Source organism: Rouxiella sp. T17 (assembly GCF_036663475.1).
Lineage (GTDB): Bacteria > Pseudomonadota > Gammaproteobacteria > Enterobacterales > Enterobacteriaceae > Rouxiella.
This window is the reverse complement of record NZ_JAWUEA010000013.1, coordinates 1-18,780: the sequence shown is the minus strand read 5'-3', so window position 1 is coordinate 18,780 and position 18,780 is coordinate 1. Positions and strand designations below refer to the sequence as shown.

Genomic DNA, 18,780 nt, shown 5'->3' with positions numbered 1-18,780 from the left:
AACAAGTCTGCCGCCTAAACCTAGTGGTTTGAGGCGGCAGAAATAAGGTCGGTCTTGTTAAACTTTTACTGCCTTTTTATCGGCAAAAAACCTTAACGCCACGCTTTGAAACGGTTGATCAAACCATTGGTCGATGCATCATGACCGCTGATTTCTTCATTGTTTTCAAGCTCTGGCAGAATACGGTTAGCCAGCTGCTTACCTAACTCTACGCCCCATTGGTCGAAGGTGTAGATGTTCAGGATAGCGCCCTGCGTAAAGATTTTGTGCTCATACAGCGCAATCAGCGCGCCCAGGCTGTACGGCGTAATTTCGCGCAGCAGGATTGAGTTGGTTGGGCGATTGCCTTCGAACACTTTGAAAGGCGCAACGTGCTTGACCTCTTCCGGCTTTTTACCCTGCGCGGCGAACTCTTCTTCTACTGTTTCCAGTGACTTACCAAAGGCCAGCGCCTCGGTTTGTGCAAAGAAGTTAGACAGCAGTTTGGAGTGGTGATCGCTGAGCGGGTTGTGGCTGATAGCGGGCGCGATGAAGTCACAAGGGACGATTTTGGTGCCCTGATGAATCAGCTGATAGAACGCGTGCTGGCCGTTGGTGCCCGGCTCGCCCCAGATAATTGGGCCGGTTTGGTAATCCACTGGCGAACCGTTACGGTCAACGTATTTGCCGTTGGATTCCATGTTGCCCTGCTGGAAATAGGCAGCAAAGCGGTGCAGATACTGGTCGTATGGCAGAATCGCTTCGGTTTCGGTGCCGTAGAAATCGTTATACCAGATACCAATCAGCGCCAGAATAATCGGCAGGTTTTTCTCGGCAGGCGTTTCGGCGAAGTGTTTGTCCATCGCGTGCGCGCCGCTCAGCAGCTGCTCGAAGTTTTCGAAACCGACGGACAGTGCGATAGAAAGACCGATCGCGGACCACAGTGAATAACGACCGCCGACCCAGTCCCAGAATTCGAACATGTTGTCGGTATCGATTCCAAATTCGGAAACGGCTTTGCCATTGGTCGAGAGCGCGGCGAAGTGTTTCGCGACGTGCTGCTCGTCACCGGCGGTTTTCAGGAACCAGTCGCGCGCGCTGTGGGCGTTGGTCATGGTTTCTTGCGTGGTGAAGGTTTTGGACGCCACCAGGAACAGCGTGGTTTCAGGGTCCAGCGGTTTCAGCGTTTCGGCGATGTGTGTACCGTCAACGTTGGAAACGAAATGCATGTTCAGATGATTTTTATAAGGACGCAGCGCCTCGGTCACCATGAATGGACCCAGGTCGGAGCCGCCGATACCGATGTTAACCACATCAGTGATTGGCTTGCCGGTATAACCTTTCCAGCTGCCGCCGATCACGCGCTCGGTGAAGCTTTTGATTTTTGCCAGCACCGCGTTGACTTCCGGCATCACGTCTTTGCCATCAACGACAATGGGCGTGTTGCTACGGTTACGCAGCGCGACGTGCAGCACGGCGCGGTCTTCGGTACGGTTGATTTTCTCACCGGAGAACATCGACTTAATCGCTTCCTGCAGCTCGGTCTCTTTCGCCAGCGCCTGTAGTTTTTCCAGCGTTTCTGTGGTGATGCGGTTTTTTGAATAGTCGACCAGAATCTGATCGTCGAAGGTCGCCGAGAACTTGGAAAAACGATCGCCATCTTCAGCAAACAGATGACTGATTTCTACATCTTTTACTCGGTCGAAATGCTGCTGCAGGGCTTGCCAGGCAGCGGTTTGAGTTGGATTGATATTTTTCATAGCAATGCTCTTAGGCTGAGAATGTAAGGTGACATCTTGACTATTATTTAGCGCAACTGCCTTGATTGTATCCGCTATTTCGGAAGATGAGATGCCTTTTCTTGCGTTTCTTGCAATAGGTAATAACTGTTGGCAAAGCCGCTCAATAGACAACTACCGCAAGAAAGAATAGATGACAATTCTTCAAAATGTGGTTCAGATGCCCTCTGATCGTTGACAGGAGGCGCAGAACCGGTAATTCTAGGCGCCTAACTTATGCGCGTCCGCGCGTGTAGGCCAGAAGAGGCGCGTCGCCCAGGCAATGTATCGGAGGAACCGTATCCGATGAAGGTGCATTATGGGGTGCGACGCCGAGGTCAGACACCCAACGGTTGGGAAAAGATCGACTACAGGGGCTGAATCCTCTGGGTTGTCACCGCTATAGCTCTCAGAGCTATTGGCATGGTGGGGCGCTTCTGGGTGTACCGTAGCATTTCTACGCCTGCTCCCGTTTCCCGCTCTACCCTTGTGCCAAGGAATATGCAATTAAAAAGGCCGTCTTATAAAAGGACGACCCTGACACGAGGTTTTAAATGAATCAAGCAGCACCCCGCAACGCAGACCTGTCTCCCCTGAGCAAAACGGTCATCGCCAAATTTGGTGGCACCAGCGTGGCGGATTTCGAAGCCATGAACCGCAGCGCCGATGTGGTGCTTTCCAATCCTGACGTTCGCGTGGTGGTCCTTTCCGCCTCCGCTGGCGTGACTAATCTGCTGGTAGAACTGGCCGAAGGCAAAGAGAGCGAACGCCGCGCCGTGCTGCTGGAAGAGATTCGCCGCATCCAAACCGCCATTATCGACCGTCTCGATACGCCGTCCGTTATTCACGACGAAATCGAACGTATGCTCGAAAATATCGGCATGCTGTCCGAAGCGGCCAGTCTGGCGACCTCGACCGCGTTGACCGACGAGCTGGTCAGCCATGGCGAGATGATGTCTACCCTGCTGTTTGTTGAAATTCTGCGTCAGCGTCAGGTTTCTGCCGAATGGTTTGACGTGCGTAAAATCATGCGTACCAACGACCGTTTTGGTCGTGCCGAGCCAGACACGCACGCGCTTCTCGAACTGACCAGCCAGCAGTTGGCGCCGCGCATTGCCGAAGCGCTGATCGTCACGCAGGGCTTTATCGGTGCCGAACCTAAAGGTCGCACAACGACGCTCGGACGCGGTGGCAGCGATTACACCGCCGCCCTGCTGGGCGAAGCGCTGGGTGCCGTGCGCGTTGACATCTGGACCGACGTGCCGGGCATTTACACGACCGACCCGCGCGTCGTGCCTGCCGCAAAACGTATCGATCGCATCGCCTTTGAAGAAGCCGCCGAAATGGCGACCTTTGGCGCGAAAGTGCTGCATCCGGCCACGCTGCTGCCTGCGGTTCGTCGCGGCATTCCGGTGTTTGTCGGCTCGAGCAAAGACCCGTCAGCCGGCGGCACGCTGGTGTGCAACACCACTGAAAACCCGCCGCTGTTCCGCGCGCTGGCCCTGCGCCGCAAGCAGACTTTACTGACGCTGCACAGCATGACCATGCTGCATTCACAGGGTTTCCTCGCCGAAGTGTTCAGCATTTTGGCGCGCCATAATATCTCTGTGGATCTGATTACGACTTCCGAAGTCAGCATCGCGCTGACGCTGGATACCACCGGCTCAACCTCGTCCGGTGACAGCCTGCTGACCACCTCGCTACTGACCGAGCTCTCTTCGCTGTGTCGCGTTGAGGTTGAAGAGAATCTGGCGCTGATCGCGATTATCGGCAACAAGCTGTCGCAGGCCTGCGGCGTAGGTAAAGAAGTGTTCGGCGTGCTGGACCCGTTCAACATCCGCATGATCTGTTACGGGGCGAGCAGCTACAACCTGTGCTTCCTGGTGCCGGGCGATGACGCCAATCAGGTCGTGCAAAAGCTGCACCACAACCTATTCGAGCAGGATTAATCGATTTTCGATTCCCGCGCGTAACAAGAAAAGCCGAGTCGAAAGACCCGGCTTTTTTTAAATGAGCAAGACCCCCTAAATAAGAAATACACAACATCGAAACATAAAACTATAAAACACTGAGGAAGTCCCTGCATGTTAGCCAAAATCACACGTCTGTTCCCCCTGTGGGCCGTTTTGCTGGCGGTTGCCGCCTATTACACGCCAAACACCTTTACGCCTATCGGCCCGCACGTCAGCACCTTGTTAATGTTGATTATGTTCGCGATGGGCGTCACGCTGGAGTTTGGCGATTTTAAACGCGTTCTTTCGCGTCCTGCGCCGGTTGCGGCGGCCACTTTCCTGCATTATCTGGTGATGCCGCTCGCGGCGTGGCTGCTGGCAAAGCTGTTCCATATGCCTGACGATTTGGCGGCCGGCATGATTCTGGTCGGCAGCGTGGCCAGCGGAACGGCATCCAACGTAATGATTTATCTAGCTAAAGGCGACGTGGCACTTTCCGTGACCATCTCCTCCGTCTCCACGCTGGTCGGCGTATTTGCCACGCCTCTTCTTACCCGTTTGTATGTCGACACGCACATTCAGGTGGATGTTGAAGGCATGCTGATGAGCATCCTGAAAATCGTGGTGATCCCGATTCTAGCGGGCCTTATTATTCATCACCTGTTCACCAAAGCCGTAAAACGCATTGAACCTTTCCTGCCGCTGTTTTCGATGGTCTGTATTCTTGCCATCATCAGCGCGGTTATCGCGGGCAGCCAGAGTTTGATCGGCTCCGTTGGACTGGTCGTCGTCATCGCCGTAATCCTGCACAACGCGATTGGCCTGCTCAGCGGCTACTTTGGTGGCAAGCTGTTTGGTTTCGACGAGACCACCTGCCGCACCATCGCGCTTGAAGTCGGCATGCAGAACTCAGGTTTGGCAGCAACGCTCGGTAAACTCTATTTCACCCCGATCGCCGCCCTGCCCGGCGCCATCTTCTCCGTTTGGCACAACCTCTCCGGCTCGCTGCTGGCCGGTTACTGGTCGGGTCGTCCGGTCAATAAAGACGAGAAAAATAGCCTTCCTCGCTAATTAGCGGCTATTTGTTATCGTCAGTTTTTGAAAGTAAAAAGGGTCACGCGATAAACGTGACCCTTTTTTAATGGCGGTAATCAAGGATAAATACTTTACGTTAATTGTTCATTGTTTGTACCGAAAGTACAATGCCTAGAGCTAACGGAGAGAAACTTAATGAAAGCAAATAATCTACTCGCGGAATACAGGCAACGTCCTTCGGCTACAACCAAGCAGGCTCTAGCTGAGGCACGTATTATAGAAATTAACGCAAAACTCCGCGATGATTCGACCAAAGTCATAATTGAAAAACCTGACTGCCAAACAAATCAAAATACATGATTTTTTATACAAGAGGTGATTTCGCAGACTTGGATAGGAAATCTTGAATTTAATCATTGAATAAAAAGGGTCACGCGATAAACGTGACCCTTTTTTAATGGCGGTATTTTAGGTTATTTGACCATGCTGCGGGCGTCGTCGAGATCTTCGCGCTCGTCGTCTTGCTCGTCTTTTTCCAGCACGTTATAAGCTACGGCACAGAACAGCGAGTTGAGGCGTTTCATGTCGCCGAGCAGGCCGAGGTGCAGCGAGCTTGTTTCAATACTTTGCACGTTATGCTGATGCAAACGGTCGACGTGCGCGTGGGCATAACGACGGTCTAGCAGGCGGAAACGGTGTTTCGAGCGACGCAGGCGTTTCGCGCTGGTGATATCACTGGATAAAAATACCGACAGGCTCAAGCGCAGGTTATCCACCAGCTTCTCGTGCAGGTTATCAAGTTCGCCCAAACCTTCTGCCGAGAAGGCGCGGCGCGTGTCGTGCGACTTGGCGGTGATATCGCCGGTCATACGCTCGATAATGTCGCCCGCCTGCTCAAGATTCAGCGCCATTTCAATGATTTCGGCCCAGCGCCGTGAATCGTCTTCACCCAAATCGTCTTTATGGATTTGCGCCAGATAAAGTTTGATTGCGGTATACAGCACGTCAACGTCATCGTCCAAACGACGGATTTCGCGGTCCTGCGCCAGCTTGCCGTGCATCACTTCATGCTGAAGAATCATCATGTGTTCAACGACGTCGCCCATGCGCAGCGTCTCGCGCGCGGCGTTGGCCAGCGCCAGTGACGGCGTGTCGATTGCGCTGGTATCAAGGTGTCGCGGACGCAAACGCGGGTCATCTTCGGGCTGCTCGGCAATCCACAGCTCGCAGATTTTCGCCATCATTTCTGCTGCCGGAACGAGCGCAAGACAGCGGATCAGGTTGTAGAACACGTGGAAATAGATAACCAGCTCTTCATCGGGAATGCCGATTCGTGCCAGCAGATCGGTCAGCGGCCCAATAAACGGCAGCACGATAATACAGCCGATCAGCTTGAACAACAGGCTGCCGAGCGCCACGCGACGCCCCGCCGCATTCTGTTTGCTGGCGTTGATCATCGCTAAAATGCCGCTGCCAAGGTTGGCACCGATCACCAGACACAGCGACACTTTCAGCGAAATCACGCCCGTCGCGGCAAGCGTTGCGGTTAACAATACCGCCGCCAGACTCGAGTAACTGATAATCGCAAAAACGGCGCCGGTCAGCGCATCGAGAATACTGTCGCCGGTAAGCGAGGAGAACAGCACTTTAACGCCGGAGCCTTGCATAATCGGCGTCGCAGCCGTGACGATAAGCTCCAGTGCCAGCAAAATCAGCCCGAGGCCAATACCGACGCGGCCCATCTGGCCGGCGCGTGTCTGTTTACGACTCAGGAAGAAGGCGACGCCCACGAAAATCAGCAGCGGCGAAAGCCAGGAGAGATCGAAGGTCAGCACGCGAGCCATCAGCGCGGTCCCGACGTCGGCTCCGAGAATAATCACCAGTGCCGGAGAAAGTGCGACCAGACCTTGTGCCACAAACGAGGTAACCAGCAGTGCGGTTGCGTTACTGCTTTGCACCAGCGCGGTTACGCCAATACCGGAAACAAAGGCCAGCGGCTTTTTCTCGACGCTGCTACTGAGCACGCGCCGCAAGTTGGCACCAAACACCCGCATGATGCCTGTACGCACAATATGCGTACCCCACACGAGTAAAGAAACTGCAGAAAGTAAATGAAGAAGAGTTAACACTAAATAAAAACTCCTTTAGCGCCAGGCATGTATAGGCCATCCTGCCTGCCTGGCGTGTTGGAGCAGGATAGCATCCGGATTAACAACGCAAGGTTTGCCGACCAGATTCAGCAGCGGCAAATCGTTGTGTGAGTCCGAATAAAAAATAGCGTGGGCGAGCTGAGTCGCGTCCTGATTTAACAGGGTCATCAGCCGCGCCACCTTTCCTTCCCGGAAAGTCAGCACGCCTTGGGTAAAGCCGGTATACAGACCGTTGGCCGTTTCGACGCCGATTGCCAGCGTCTCGTCAATGCCAAGGTATTTCGCAATCGGGGCCACCAGGTGTTCGCCTGATGCGGAAATCACAATCGTGCGATCGCCATTGGCGCGGTGTTGGTCGATGCACTGTCGCGCGTCGTCATAAACGCGCGCGGCGATAATCTCATGGACGAAGCGCTCGACCATCGCCGTCACCTCGGTTTCGCTGCGACCTTTAAGCGGGCTTAAGGTCCAGTTCATGTACGCGGTCATGTCCATCTGGCCGATGGCGTAGAGTCGCATCATTTCAGCGTCTTGCTCGAGGAACAAATCGGGTTTTTCGACCCATCCTTCTTTAACCATAAAGGCCGACCAGAGGCTCGAACAGTCGCCGCTAATCAGCGTTTCATCGAGATCAAAAAGCGCGAGATTCATGCAACTTCTCTTAGAGTTTCAAGATCTAACTGTAGACCAATATCGGTGTCGTCGGGGAGCAAAGCCTCGACAGAACGGTTTAAAACATCCACCGACAGTTCGACATTGTGAGCCACAACACGATAACGCACGACGTTGCCCAGCAGGCTATGGTGAAGAATTCGGGCGGTAATTCCCTGATTGGGCGCGCAAAGTGCGATCGATTCGGGCCGGATAGCGACCTGTGAACCATAACTTTGCCCCGTCAATGTGAATGCCTGTTCGGGCGTCAGCAGGTTATAACTGCCGATAAACCCGGCGGCAAAAGCGTTGACCGGTGCAGTATACAATGTTTCGGCGTCGCCATTCTGAACGATTTGCCCTTTATTCATCAGCACAATACGGTCAGACATGGTCAGCGCCTCTTCCTGATCGTGTGTCACGAAAATGGCGGTCAGGTTCATTTCACGCTGAATACGGCGGATTTGTTCGCGCAGATGCTTACGAATACGCGCGTCCAGCGCCGAAAGCGGCTCATCGAGCAACAGCAGGCGAGGCTGCGTCACCAGCGAACGCGCGAGCGCCACGCGCTGACATTGTCCTCCAGAAAGCTGGTGCGGATAACGGCGGGCAAACTCGGTAAGCTCCACCAGCGCCAACACTTCGTTCACCCTGCGTGTCGTCTCGCTCGATGAAAGTTTCTGCATCTTGAGGCCAAACGCGACGTTGCCCTCGACCGTCATGTTCGGGAATAGCGCGTAGCTCTGAAACACCATGCCGATGCCGCGCTTCTGAGGCGTTAAAGGCACGATATCCTGGCCCTGCAAAATAATCTGTCCGCTGTCGACTGAAGTTAATCCAGCGAGACAGCGCAATAGCGTCGATTTTCCGCAGCCGCTCGGCCCGAGCAGAGTGACAAATTCGCCCTCTTTGGCGCTGAAATCGATGTTATTGAAAATCTGCGTCTGCCCATAATGTTTGTTCAACTGCGTCACGTCGAGATAGGACATATCAGCGTTTCCCTTTATTCAATAAGTTCGCCGCCCAAGTAAAGATAAGCACGACGAAGAAATAGGAGATGACCAGTGCGCTGGTGAAGTGGCCGCTGCCGTTGCGCATGTTGTAGAGATAAACCTGAAGCGTTTCATAGCGATTGCCCACCAGCAAGTTGGCAAAGACAAACTCGCCGATTAAAAACGAGAAGGAGAGCAGCACGGCGATGGTCGCGCCCTTGCGCAGATTCGGCAACACCACCAGCAGCGCGGCCTTCCAGGTGCTGGCGCCCAGCAGATGCGCGGCGTCCATTAAATCGCGCAGGTTAATAGCCTGAATGTTGTTGGAAATGGCGCGATAAATAAACGGCAGCGCGATAGTGAAATAACAGCCAATCAGGATCCACGGCGTGCCGGTGAGTTCAAACGGCGGTGCAGAATAGAGCTGCATCAGCCCTACGGAGGACACCACCGGCGGCACGGCAAACGGCAGCAGAATCAGGATATTCATCAGCACGTCTAGCTTTGGGAAATAGTAAGCAATCACAAACATCAGCGGCAGAATCAGCACCAGCGAGAACAGCAGCGTGCCGAGGCAGATAAGCAGCGAGTGGCCGAGCGCCACCAGAAAACGCGGATCGCTCCACAGCGCAATCAACCAATTTAGCGTAAAGCCGCTTGGCAAAATGGTCGCACCCCACTCTTGCACCAGCGCGTAAATCAGCGTGACTGCGAGCGGCAAAAGTAGGACGAGGAATAAAATCCACACCACCAGCCGATGATAAAGACGTTCAGCATTCGACATCGTGGGCCCCCGGCTTTGTTGTATTGATGACAAAAGGCTTAACGTGCATTGAGATAGCTCCTGCGTAATAGCCACTGATGAACCAGCGTAATAACGGCCATCAACAGCACCAGCAAGATGGCTAACGCGCTGCCCATATTCGGGTCGAGAGAGATATCACCGGAAACCAGCGCCGCAATACGCACAGGCACCACGTTGAAGTTGCCGGTAGTGAGCGCATACACCGTGGCGTAGGCACCCAGCGCGTTGGCGAGCAGAATCACGAAAGTGCCCATCAAGGCGGGCGCCATGACAGGTAAACCAATGTAGCGCCAGAAACGCCATTTCCCGGCCCCAAGCAGCGCGGCGGACTCTTTCCAGTCTTCACGAAGACCATCAAAAGCCGGATAGAGCAGCAGCACGCCCAGCGGAATTTGGAAATAGGTGTAAAGCACGATCAGCCCGTCTTTCGAATAGAGGTTGAAACTGCTCATCAGGCCATATTTGCGTAGAAGAAGCGTGAGCGTGCCGTTCAGACCAAGCAGGATCACAAAGGCGAAAGCCAGCGGCACGCCTGCGAAATTACTGGTCATATTGGTGAAAGACATCACGAAATCATGCAGCTTCGTCGGGCCAAGTTGGCGCAGCGAGTAGCTCCCCACCAGCGCGATCAGCAGCCCGTAAACGCTCGACCATACCGAAATATCCAGCGAGTATTTCATCGCCTGCAGATAGAACGGCGAGGTGAGAATATCGCTGTAATTACCGAATCCCCACGCTTCGTAAGTGTTGCTATAAAAACTGCTGACCGCGACCCAAGCCAGCGGCGCCAGCTGAAAGGCAATGAAAAACACTACAAAAGGCAGCGTAAAAAGCAGGGCGAGCCACTTGGCTTTCATCCGTTATCCTCGACCTTGCCGCGCGATTCAGGCCAGTAAATCAGCGCAGTAAGGTTTATCGTGATTAATATCAAGCAGCTGGCAAACCGTGCCGCACAGCTCAGTTTGCAGCGGCGCGGCCTCTTGCTGACTAAACGCAGCGCCAAAGACAAACATCGGCACCTGTCGCTCTTCCGGCAGAATTCCGCCGTGACTGCGATCGTTATTCATGCCGTGATCGGCAGTCACGATGACCTGATATCCCTCTTCAAGCCAAGTGCCCAAATAGTGTGAAAGAATGCCGTCCGCCACCCGCGCCTTGTTGCGATACTGCATCGAGTCCTGACCAAACTTATGGCCCGTATCATCAATATTCATCGGGTGAATAAACAAGAAATCAGGATCGTGCTGCAAACGCAGGCTTTCGGCATCGTCGAACAGGTGGGAATCGGGATAGGTATCGTCGTAATAGAAATGTCCGTGCTGAATCGCCAACGATTTATCGTGAGTATGACGATCGCGGGCGGGCACAAACGGCGTGCGATTATAGAGCTCGCTGACCCAGTGATAAGCCGCCGCCGCCGTGGTCAGCCCCGCTTCGCGCGCATAGTGAAACACGCTTTGCCCGGTCGAGAGCCTATCCACATGATTACCCACAATACCGCTCAATACGGGCGGCACGCCGGTCAGAATGCACTCATACAGCGGACGAGAAAGCGAAGGCAGCTCGCATTCCAGCTGATAAAGCCTCCCGCGCCCTACCGCACACTGCGCATGCAAATAACCCATTGTTTCGCGAGCGACCTGATAGTTCAGGCCATCCAATACCACCAAGATAGTTTTCATGACGAAGGCCCTGATAACGTAGAAATATAGTTTTTATTTAGAATTTTTTAATTTTTATAAACATTACAACCTGCCAAATCTTCAAAATATTTCGTGCTGTAGGAAGGTGGCAAGCGGGCGAATCCCCAGGAGCTTACATGGGTAAGTGACTGGGGTGAGACCGCGTAGCCAACGCATCTACAGCGCGAAAGATGACGAAGATTTATTGTGGTTGGTTGATCATGACGTTTTCTTGCCAGAGACGGGGAAGCGTTTTGGCATTGTTAGCCCACGCTTCAGGATCCGCAATCGGATGCGCGTTGGCGTATTCGCTGTTTGGTAGCAGTTTGGCCTTCACGTCATCTGGCAGGGTCAAATGCTCTGCGCGAATCGGGCGCGCATAGCCTTTCGCGAGATTAATCTGTCCTGCATCGGAGAAGATATATTCACGCGCCAGCTTGGCGGCATTCGGGTGCTTGCCGTATTTGTTGATGATAGTGGTATAGCCGGAAGTGATGCTGCCATCAGTCGGAATGACGACGTCGAAACGGTTTTTATCAATCTGGTCGCGATAGTTAAGCCCGTTGAAATCCCAGACGATGCCGACCTGAACTTCGCCTTTTTCCAGCGAGGCGATAACTGGATCGGTAAGGCTTAAACGGCCCGCTTTCGCCAGCTTGCCGAAATATTCCAGGCCCGGTTTCAGGTTCTTTTCATTGCCGCCCATCGCGTAAGTCGCTGCCAATACGCCGTTCGCAGCCTGTGCAGCCGTGCTCACGTCGCCGATAGTCACTTTGTATTTGCCTTTCATCAGGTCGGCCCAGCTGTGCGGCTCATCTTTAACCTGTGATTTATCAATGATAAAGGCGATGGTGCCGGTATAGGCCAGCGCCCAGTTGCCGTCTTTATCTTTCGCCCAGTCAGGCACCTGATCCCAAGTGCTAGGTTTGTAAGGCAACGTCACGCCCTGCTTCACCGCTACGGGACCAAAAGCGGCACCCACATCACCAATATCTGCACTGGCATTGCTTTTTTCCGCGATAAACTTGGCGATTTCCTGTGCCGAACTCATGTCAGTATCGCTATGTTTGATGCCGTATTTGCTGGTTAAATCATTCCAGGTATCTTTCCAGTTCGCCCAGGAATCAGGCATCCCGACGCTGTTTACCATACCTTCGGCTTTGGCGGCTTTTTCGAGGTCTGCCATGGAATCGGCGGCAAATGCGCTGGTGGTGGTCATGATGAGCGTGGTGGTTAACACAGAAGCGAACAACTGTTTCATAACGGATGCTCCAGATGGTAGTGTGTGGGGTGCTGGTCTAGTCCAGCAAGATCCAAGCCAATCTAACGATCGTTTGTGATATTTAGATGACAGCGCGAAAAAGCGACAGTTTTACCGTCGAGCGTTGTTAGCGAGGACACAAACTTTCATCTTTTAATGGTCATGGTGGTGCAAAAATGCACTGAAATGAGGCTGAAGACCGATGAGTGAATCGCAGACCACCGTTGCTACTATCTGTCAGACGTTAAGCGAAAATATAGCCGCCGGACTTTATGCTGCCGAGCGACGCCTGCCTTCGGAACGGGCGTTGAGCGAGCAATTTTCGACGACGCGAATTACGTTAAGGGAATCTTTAGGCCAGCTTGAAGCTCAGGGGCTTATCTATCGCGAGGTGCGTCGAGGCTGGTTTATCTCGCCCCCGCGACTGCTTTATAACCCGCTGCAGCGCAGTCATTTTCAAGCGATGGCGAAAGATCAGGGTCGGCTTGCGCGCACTGAGCTAATCGATGCCTGTCAAATGCTGGCCAGTGACGGAATATGTCAAAAGCTAAACCTGCCCGCGCAGAGTGCGGTTTACCGTATTCGTCGCCTGCGCTATATCGATGGCCGCGCGGTGTTATACGTTGAGCACTACCTGAATCCGCAATTTTTCCCCGCCATTATTGATGCCGACCTCACGCAATCTTTGACCGATCTCTACTTCTCTCGCTACGGCATAAAGTATGGAAAAGTACGTTTTGACATGGTGCCAACACGTTTACCCGAAGAAGCCTCCAGCGCGTTAAAAGTAGCGGCAGGCAGTCCGGCGCTGTTTATTACACGGATCAATCGTGATCTCAAGGATCGGATCATTGACTGCGATCTCGAGTATTGGCGTTATGACGCCTTACATATCGACGTCGAAGTTGGATAGGCTTAAGTTAAATATAATAGTAAGGAGCTAGTCTGCATCGTAGCCAAGATTGGGGGCTAGCCAGCGTTCAACGTCGGCAATCGGCATGCCCTTACGCGCGGCGTAATCCTCAACCTGATCGCGCTGGATTTGTGCGACGGCGAAATACTTGCTGTCTGGATGACTGAAATACCAGCCTGACACGGCGGCACCCGGCCACATGGCAAAGGATTCGGTGAGCTGCATGCCGGTATGGGTTTCCACATCAAGCAGCTGCCAGATTTGCCCTTTTTCGGTATGCTCCGGACAGGCCGGATAACCTGGCGCAGGTCGAATGCCCTGATAATTTTCGCGAATTAGCTCTTCGTTACTTAGATTTTCTAACGCGGCAAAGCCCCAATACTCCTTTCGCACCTGCTCGTGAAGATATTCTGCAAAGGCTTCTGCCAGACGATCGGCCAGCGCTTTAATCATGATTTTATTGTAATCGTCGTGCTGCTTGTCGTAAGCCTCGGCCAGCGCGTCTTCTTCCAGACCTCCAGTGACGGCGAACGCGCCCAGGTAATCAGCTTTGCCACTGGTTTTAGGCGCAACGAAATCGGCCAGACAATAGTTGGCAAAATCGGTTTTTTCGGTTTGCTGGCGCAGATGGTGACTCACAACCAACACCTCTTCACGGTTTTCATCGCGATAGATTTCGATGTCATCGCCGTTACGATTTGCAGGGAAAAGCCCAAACACGCCGCGTGGAGTAAGCAGCTTTTCGCTGGAAAGTTTGTCGAGCAGCTCGTTGGCGTCTTGGAACAGTCGCTTGGCTTCTTCGCCGACCACTTCATCTTCAAGAATGCGCGGATATTTGCCGGCCAGCGACCAGGTCATAAAGAATGGCGTCCAGTCGATGTAATGGCGTAGGGTTTCAATGCTGGCTTCAACCTGCTGAATACCTAAACATTTCGCCACCGGCGGCGTGTAGTTATCCCAGTCAATCTGAGTCGCGTTTTCACGCGCTTTTATAAGACTCACAGGCGGCGTTCGTGGCTTTTTACGCGCGTGCTGAATGCGCACGGTTTCATATTCTTTGCGCGTTTTTTCAATAAAAGCTTCACGCTGGGTATCCGACAGTAGCGCAGAAACCACGCCCACGGAGCGTGAGGCGTTTTGCACATAAGTCGTCGAGCCTTTGTAGTTCTGTTCAATTTTAACGGCGGTATGCGCTTTCGACGTTGTGGCGCCACCAATCAGCAGGGGAATGGTGAATCCGCGGCGCTGCATCTCTTTAGCCACGTTGACCATTTCGTCGAGTGAGGGCGTAATCAGGCCAGAAAGCCCGATAATATCCACGTTTTCTTCAATAGCGGTTTTAAGGATTTTATCGGTTGGCACCATAACACCGAGGTCGATAATCTCGTAGTTATTACATTGCAGCACGACACCTACGATATTTTTACCGATGTCATGTACGTCGCCTTTAACCGTCGCCAGCAGGATTTTACCGTTAGTTTTTCCTTTCTCTTTGCTGGCTTCAATATAAGGTTCGAGATAGGCCACGGCCTGTTTCATGACGCGTGCAGATTTTACGACCTGCGGCAGAAACATCTTCCCTTCGCCAAACAGGTCGCCGACCACGTTCATGCCATCCATCAGCGGACCTTCGATAACTTCGATCGGACGAGCAGAGAGCTGGCGAGCTTCTTCCGTATCCAACTCGATGAATTCTGTAATGCCTTTTACCAGTGAATACTCGAGGCGTTTTCTGACTTCCCAACTCCGCCATTCGGCCTGCTGCTTGTTGGCTTCGCCGTCATCTTTATTCGCGCGATATTTTTCGGCCAGATCGAGCAGGCGTTCCGTGCCGTCTTCGCGGCGATTAAGAATGACGTCTTCAACGGCTTCGCGTAGTTCAGGGGCTAAATCATCATAAATAGCCAGCTGTCCGGCGTTAACAATGCCCATATCCATGCCGTTGCGGATAGCGTGATAAAGGAATACCGCGTGAATGGCCTCACGCACAGGGTCGTTGCCACGGAATGAGAATGACACATTGGAGACACCGCCCGAAATCAGCGCGTGCGGCAGCTCGCTTTTGATATCGGCACAGGCTTCGATAAAATCGACGGCGTAGTTATTGTGCTCTTCGATACCTGTCGCGACGGCAAAGATATTGGGGTCGAAAATAATGTCTTCGGGTGGAAAGCCCACCTCTTCTGTTAGCAATTTGTAGGCGCGACGGCAAATTTCAATTTTTCGCGCGCGGGTATCTGCCTGCCCGGCTTCGTCAAAAGCCATGACCACCATGGCTGCGCCGTAGCGACGCACCTTGCGGGCGTATTTAAGGAAGGCCTCTTCACCCTCTTTCATTGAAATCGAGTTAACGATGCCTTTACCCTGAATGCACTTGAGGCCTTTTTCGATGACGTCCCATTTGGAGGAGTCGATCATGATAGGCACACGAGCGATATCGGGTTCACCCGCAATCAGATTCAGGAATTTCACCATGGCCGCTTCGGCATCGAGCATGCCTTCGTCCATGTTGATATCAATGATTTGCGCCCCGCTCTCGACCTGCTGCTGAGCAACGGCCAACGCTTCAAAGTATTTTTCTTCTTTAATCAGTTTTTTAAAACGCGCCGAACCCGTGACGTTGGTTCTTTCACCTACGTTAACAAACAGGGTCGAGGGATCGATATTTAAAGGTTCAAGGCCCGCGAGGCGACAGGCAACGGGAATTTCTGGCAGCTGACGCGGAGCGACCCCTTCGAGTACTTTTACAAACTCGGCAATATGCTGCGGCGTAGTACCACAACAACCGCCGACTATATTCAGGAAACCGGATCGCGCCCATTCGCCAATGTGCTCGGCCATCTCTTTAGGCTCAAGATCGTACTCTCCAAAAGCGTTTGGCAGACCCGCATTGGGGTGCGCCGTAACATAGCATTCAGAAATGCGAGATAACTCAGCGACATATTGACGTAACTCATCAGGACCTAACGCGCAGTTAAGCCCGAAAGTCAGCGGCTTGACGTGACGTAACGAGTTATAAAAAGCTTCGGTAGTTTGGCCTGATAGCGTGCGTCCGGAAGCATCGGTGATAGTGCCGGAAATCATGACCGGCAGTAAAACGCCCATCTCTTCAAACACGGTTTCGACAGCGAAAGTAGCGGCTTTAGCATTGAGGGTGTCGAAGATCGTTTCCACCATGATCAGATCTACACCCCCCTCAATCAGTGCGCGGGTAGATTCGCAATACGCGTTAACCAGTTGATCAAATGAAACGTTACGAAAAGAGGGATCGTTGACGTCAGGCGAGATCGAGGCGGTGCGGTTCGTTGGCCCGAGAACGCCTGCAACGTAACGTGGCTTTTCAGGGGTACGCGCCGTCCATTCGTCGGCACAAACCCGAGCAAGACGCGCGGCCTCATAGTTAATTTCGGCAGAAAGCGACGCCATGTGGTAGTCGGACATTGCGATGGGCGTGGCGTTAAAAGTGTTGGTTTCGAGGATGTCTGCACCGGCTTCGAGATAGCCATAATGAATAGCGGCGATCACTTCAGGTTTTGAAAGCACCAATAGGTCATTGTTACCTTTGAGATCGCTTGCCCAATCGGCAAAACGTTCTCCGCGATAATCTTCTTCCTCAAGGCGATAGCTTTGGATCATGGTGCCCATGCCGCCATCCAAGACCAGGATGCGTTTTGCCAGCTGTGCCTTTAATGCGTCCACTCGATTCGTCACTTTTAGCCTCATCACTCATTGCGTGCAATGCGTCGCTGCTTTCACCAAGCCCGTCTACGCGGCCATTTATGCTTTAAAAACCGACAATAACCCTAGCATACCTTGTCCAAGCGCCTTGCTCGCGACAAAGTCTGGCATCATTCTCAAAACTTCGAGGTCTATTCCAAGACCGGTGTAACTTGAAGAAACGCTAACGGCCAAATTAATGGCCGTTAGCGTTAAATCAGAGCAGAGTTCATTCCAGCGTAGGATTCATATGGCGGAGGTCGAACGGTGTAATCTGATAAACGTAATAATTCAGCCAGTTAGTAAATAGTAAATGTCCGTGGCTACGCCAGCTGGCCTTTGGGGCAAGCTCTGGATTGTCCTTCGGAAAATAGTTATGCGGCATATCTGGCGATAGACCAGCGGCCAAATCGCGAAGGTATTCACCCGCCAACGTGCCTGCATCGTACTCAGGATGACCCGTAACAAAGGCCATGCGTTTGTCTTTTGTAGCAAACAGATAAGCGCCTGCATCTTCCGACTCAACCAGAATATCCAGGTCGGTATATTTGCGCAGCTCCTCGATCGGGAAGTCGGCGTAACGCGAATGAGGTGCCAAGAAATTCTCGTCAAATCCGCGGGTTAGCAGAGCCAAAGGTTGCAGTGTTTGATGGTCATAAACACCTGACAGCTTGGTTTCACGAGTCATTTTCGGCGTACCATAAAGAACATTTAAGGCAGCCTGCACGGCCCAGCATACGAAGAGCGTGGAGGTCACGTGCTCTTTGGCCCAATGCACGATACGTTCAATTTGCGGCCAATAGGCAACGTCACAGAAATCAACCAGACCTAGAGGTGCACCAGTGACGATCAGCCCATCATAGTTATCGTGTTGAATATCTTCAAAATCGCAGTAAAAGTTATTCAGGTGCTCGGCAGGCGTGTTTTTAGACTCACGACTGTCGATACGCAACAACTGAACATCAATCTGCAAAGGGGAATTGGATAGAAGACGCAAAAACTGATTTTCGGTCTCGATCTTCTTCGGCATCAAATTGAGTATCAGCACCTTCAAAGGACGAATTTCTTGAGTTTTTGCACGAGAAGATGTCATCACAAAGACATTCTCATTGCGCAGGAAACTCACGGCTGGTAACTCATCTGGAACCCGAATCGGCATAACAACTTCCTCACTGCATCCGCTTATACGTTTAGACATCTAGATGCCCGAAGATAACGGTTTTTTTCCTCTATGTCGAGCTTGCATCTACTAGGTGAAAATTATTCAGCTTTGAAGGAATTTACATAACCATTGGTTATTTATAAGTCAGAAAAAGGGGAATTTAGCTATTAAGAAATGGGGGCAGAGCAGGATTTTTGAGCAGAAATCGGGATAGGTGAGCCGTTTTACTTCATGAAGCAAAGTGTAAACCGCCTTCGACGGGAGTCCTACTCTCTGACTCGAGCAGTAAACGGCAAGTATTAGGTAAACAAAAAAGCCCCAGTCTTTCGACTGAGGCTTGTTTGTTTATTTGATGCCTGGCAGTTCCCTACTCTCGCATGGGGAGACCCCACACTACCATCGGCGCTACGGCGTTTCACTTCTGAGTTCGGCATGGGGTCAGGTGGGACCACCGCGCTAGTGCCGCCAGGCAAATTCTTTTAAAACTTGACGCTTTATTTCTGGTGCTGATACCCAGAGTCGAACTGGGGACCTCACCCTTACCAAGGGTGCGCTCTACCAACTGAGCCATATCAGCATACTAATCTACTACAACATCTCACTGGTCAATTCACAGTAGGATGTTAAATTTGATGCCTGGCAGTTCCCTACTCTCGCATGGGGAGACCCCACACTACCATCGGCGCTACGGCGTTTCACTTCT

The 18,780-nt window shown here is 52.5% G+C and carries 14 protein-coding genes, 1 tRNA gene, 1 rRNA gene and 1 riboswitch; of the genes, 4 read left to right on the top strand and 12 right to left on the bottom strand.

The window, feature by feature from the left end; all coding sequences use genetic code 11:
- Window positions 1-92 precede the first annotated feature (92 nt).
- On the bottom strand, window positions 93-1,739 hold the full coding sequence (gene pgi, locus SC206_RS04190; protein ID WP_332734475.1) for a glucose-6-phosphate isomerase: 1,647 nt from the start codon (window positions 1,737-1,739) through the stop codon (window positions 93-95).
- Between the two features lie 272 nt (window positions 1,740-2,011).
- A riboswitch (Lysine riboswitch) is annotated at window positions 2,012-2,202 on the top strand.
- Window positions 2,203-2,311: 109 nt separating this feature from the next.
- Here pgi and lysC point away from each other — a divergent pair.
- The 3 genes from lysC to SC206_RS04175 all read left to right on the top strand — a co-directional run bounded on the left by lysC (window position 2,312) and on the right by SC206_RS04175 (window position 5,104).
- A complete protein-coding gene (lysC, locus tag SC206_RS04185; RefSeq protein ID WP_332734473.1) occupies window positions 2,312-3,706 on the top strand; it encodes a lysine-sensitive aspartokinase 3 in 1,395 nt (464 codons plus the stop codon).
- 135 nt (window positions 3,707-3,841) lie between these two features.
- Window positions 3,842-4,780, top strand: coding sequence for a ketopantoate/pantoate/pantothenate transporter PanS (panS, locus tag SC206_RS04180; RefSeq protein ID WP_332734471.1), 939 nt, complete (start codon window positions 3,842-3,844; stop codon window positions 4,778-4,780).
- Window positions 4,781-4,939: 159 nt separating this feature from the next.
- Complete coding sequence (locus tag SC206_RS04175) at window positions 4,940-5,104, top strand: hypothetical protein (protein ID WP_332734469.1); 165 nt, start codon at window positions 4,940-4,942, stop codon at window positions 5,102-5,104.
- Window positions 5,105-5,217: 113 nt separating this feature from the next.
- Here SC206_RS04175 and SC206_RS04170 read toward each other — a convergent pair whose 3' ends face one another.
- The 7 genes from SC206_RS04170 to SC206_RS04140 all read right to left on the bottom strand — a co-directional run bounded on the left by SC206_RS04170 (window position 5,218) and on the right by SC206_RS04140 (window position 12,285).
- Window positions 5,218-6,873: a Na/Pi cotransporter family protein gene (locus SC206_RS04170; RefSeq protein ID WP_332734467.1), complete on the bottom strand. Its 1,656-nt coding sequence runs from the start codon at window positions 6,871-6,873 to the stop codon at window positions 5,218-5,220.
- Window positions 6,874-6,888: 15 nt separating this feature from the next.
- Window positions 6,889-7,545 (bottom strand): HAD family hydrolase, encoded by a 657-nt coding sequence (locus tag SC206_RS04165; RefSeq protein WP_332734465.1) that lies wholly within the window; start codon window positions 7,543-7,545, stop codon window positions 6,889-6,891.
- Window positions 7,542-8,534 (bottom strand): ABC transporter ATP-binding protein, encoded by a 993-nt coding sequence (locus tag SC206_RS04160; RefSeq protein ID WP_332734463.1) that lies wholly within the window; start codon window positions 8,532-8,534, stop codon window positions 7,542-7,544. Before SC206_RS04160 ends, SC206_RS04165 begins: the two co-directional genes overlap by 4 nt.
- A gap of 1 nt (window position 8,535) precedes the next feature.
- Window positions 8,536-9,321: an ABC transporter permease gene (locus SC206_RS04155; protein WP_332734461.1), complete on the bottom strand. Its 786-nt coding sequence runs from the start codon at window positions 9,319-9,321 to the stop codon at window positions 8,536-8,538.
- Window positions 9,322-9,359: 38 nt separating this feature from the next.
- A complete protein-coding gene (locus SC206_RS04150; RefSeq protein WP_332734459.1) occupies window positions 9,360-10,199 on the bottom strand; it encodes an ABC transporter permease in 840 nt (279 codons plus the stop codon).
- A gap of 27 nt (window positions 10,200-10,226) precedes the next feature.
- A complete protein-coding gene (locus SC206_RS04145; RefSeq protein WP_332734457.1) occupies window positions 10,227-11,024 on the bottom strand; it encodes an alkaline phosphatase family protein in 798 nt (265 codons plus the stop codon).
- A 202-nt stretch (window positions 11,025-11,226) separates the two neighbouring features.
- Entirely contained in the window at window positions 11,227-12,285 is a 1,059-nt protein-coding gene (locus SC206_RS04140; protein ID WP_332734455.1) for an ABC transporter substrate-binding protein, read from the bottom strand.
- A gap of 202 nt (window positions 12,286-12,487) precedes the next feature.
- Here SC206_RS04140 and SC206_RS04135 point away from each other — a divergent pair, with 202 nt between their 5' ends.
- On the top strand, window positions 12,488-13,198 hold the full coding sequence (locus tag SC206_RS04135; RefSeq protein ID WP_332734454.1) for a UTRA domain-containing protein: 711 nt from the start codon (window positions 12,488-12,490) through the stop codon (window positions 13,196-13,198).
- Between the two features lie 27 nt (window positions 13,199-13,225).
- Here the strand turns inward: SC206_RS04135 and metH are convergent, their stop codons facing one another.
- From metH to SC206_RS04115, 4 genes are all read right to left on the bottom strand, one after another.
- Window positions 13,226-16,921: a methionine synthase gene (gene metH / locus SC206_RS04130; RefSeq protein ID WP_332734452.1), complete on the bottom strand. Its 3,696-nt coding sequence runs from the start codon at window positions 16,919-16,921 to the stop codon at window positions 13,226-13,228.
- A gap of 223 nt (window positions 16,922-17,144) precedes the next feature.
- On the bottom strand, window positions 17,145-18,074 hold the full coding sequence (gene metA / locus SC206_RS04125) for a homoserine O-acetyltransferase MetA (protein ID WP_332734450.1): 930 nt from the start codon (window positions 18,072-18,074) through the stop codon (window positions 17,145-17,147).
- A 357-nt stretch (window positions 18,075-18,431) separates the two neighbouring features.
- A 5S ribosomal RNA gene (gene rrf, locus SC206_RS04120) occupies window positions 18,432-18,547 on the bottom strand.
- A gap of 31 nt (window positions 18,548-18,578) precedes the next feature.
- Window positions 18,579-18,654 (bottom strand) — tRNA-Thr (locus SC206_RS04115).
- Window positions 18,655-18,780: the final 126 nt, after the last annotated feature.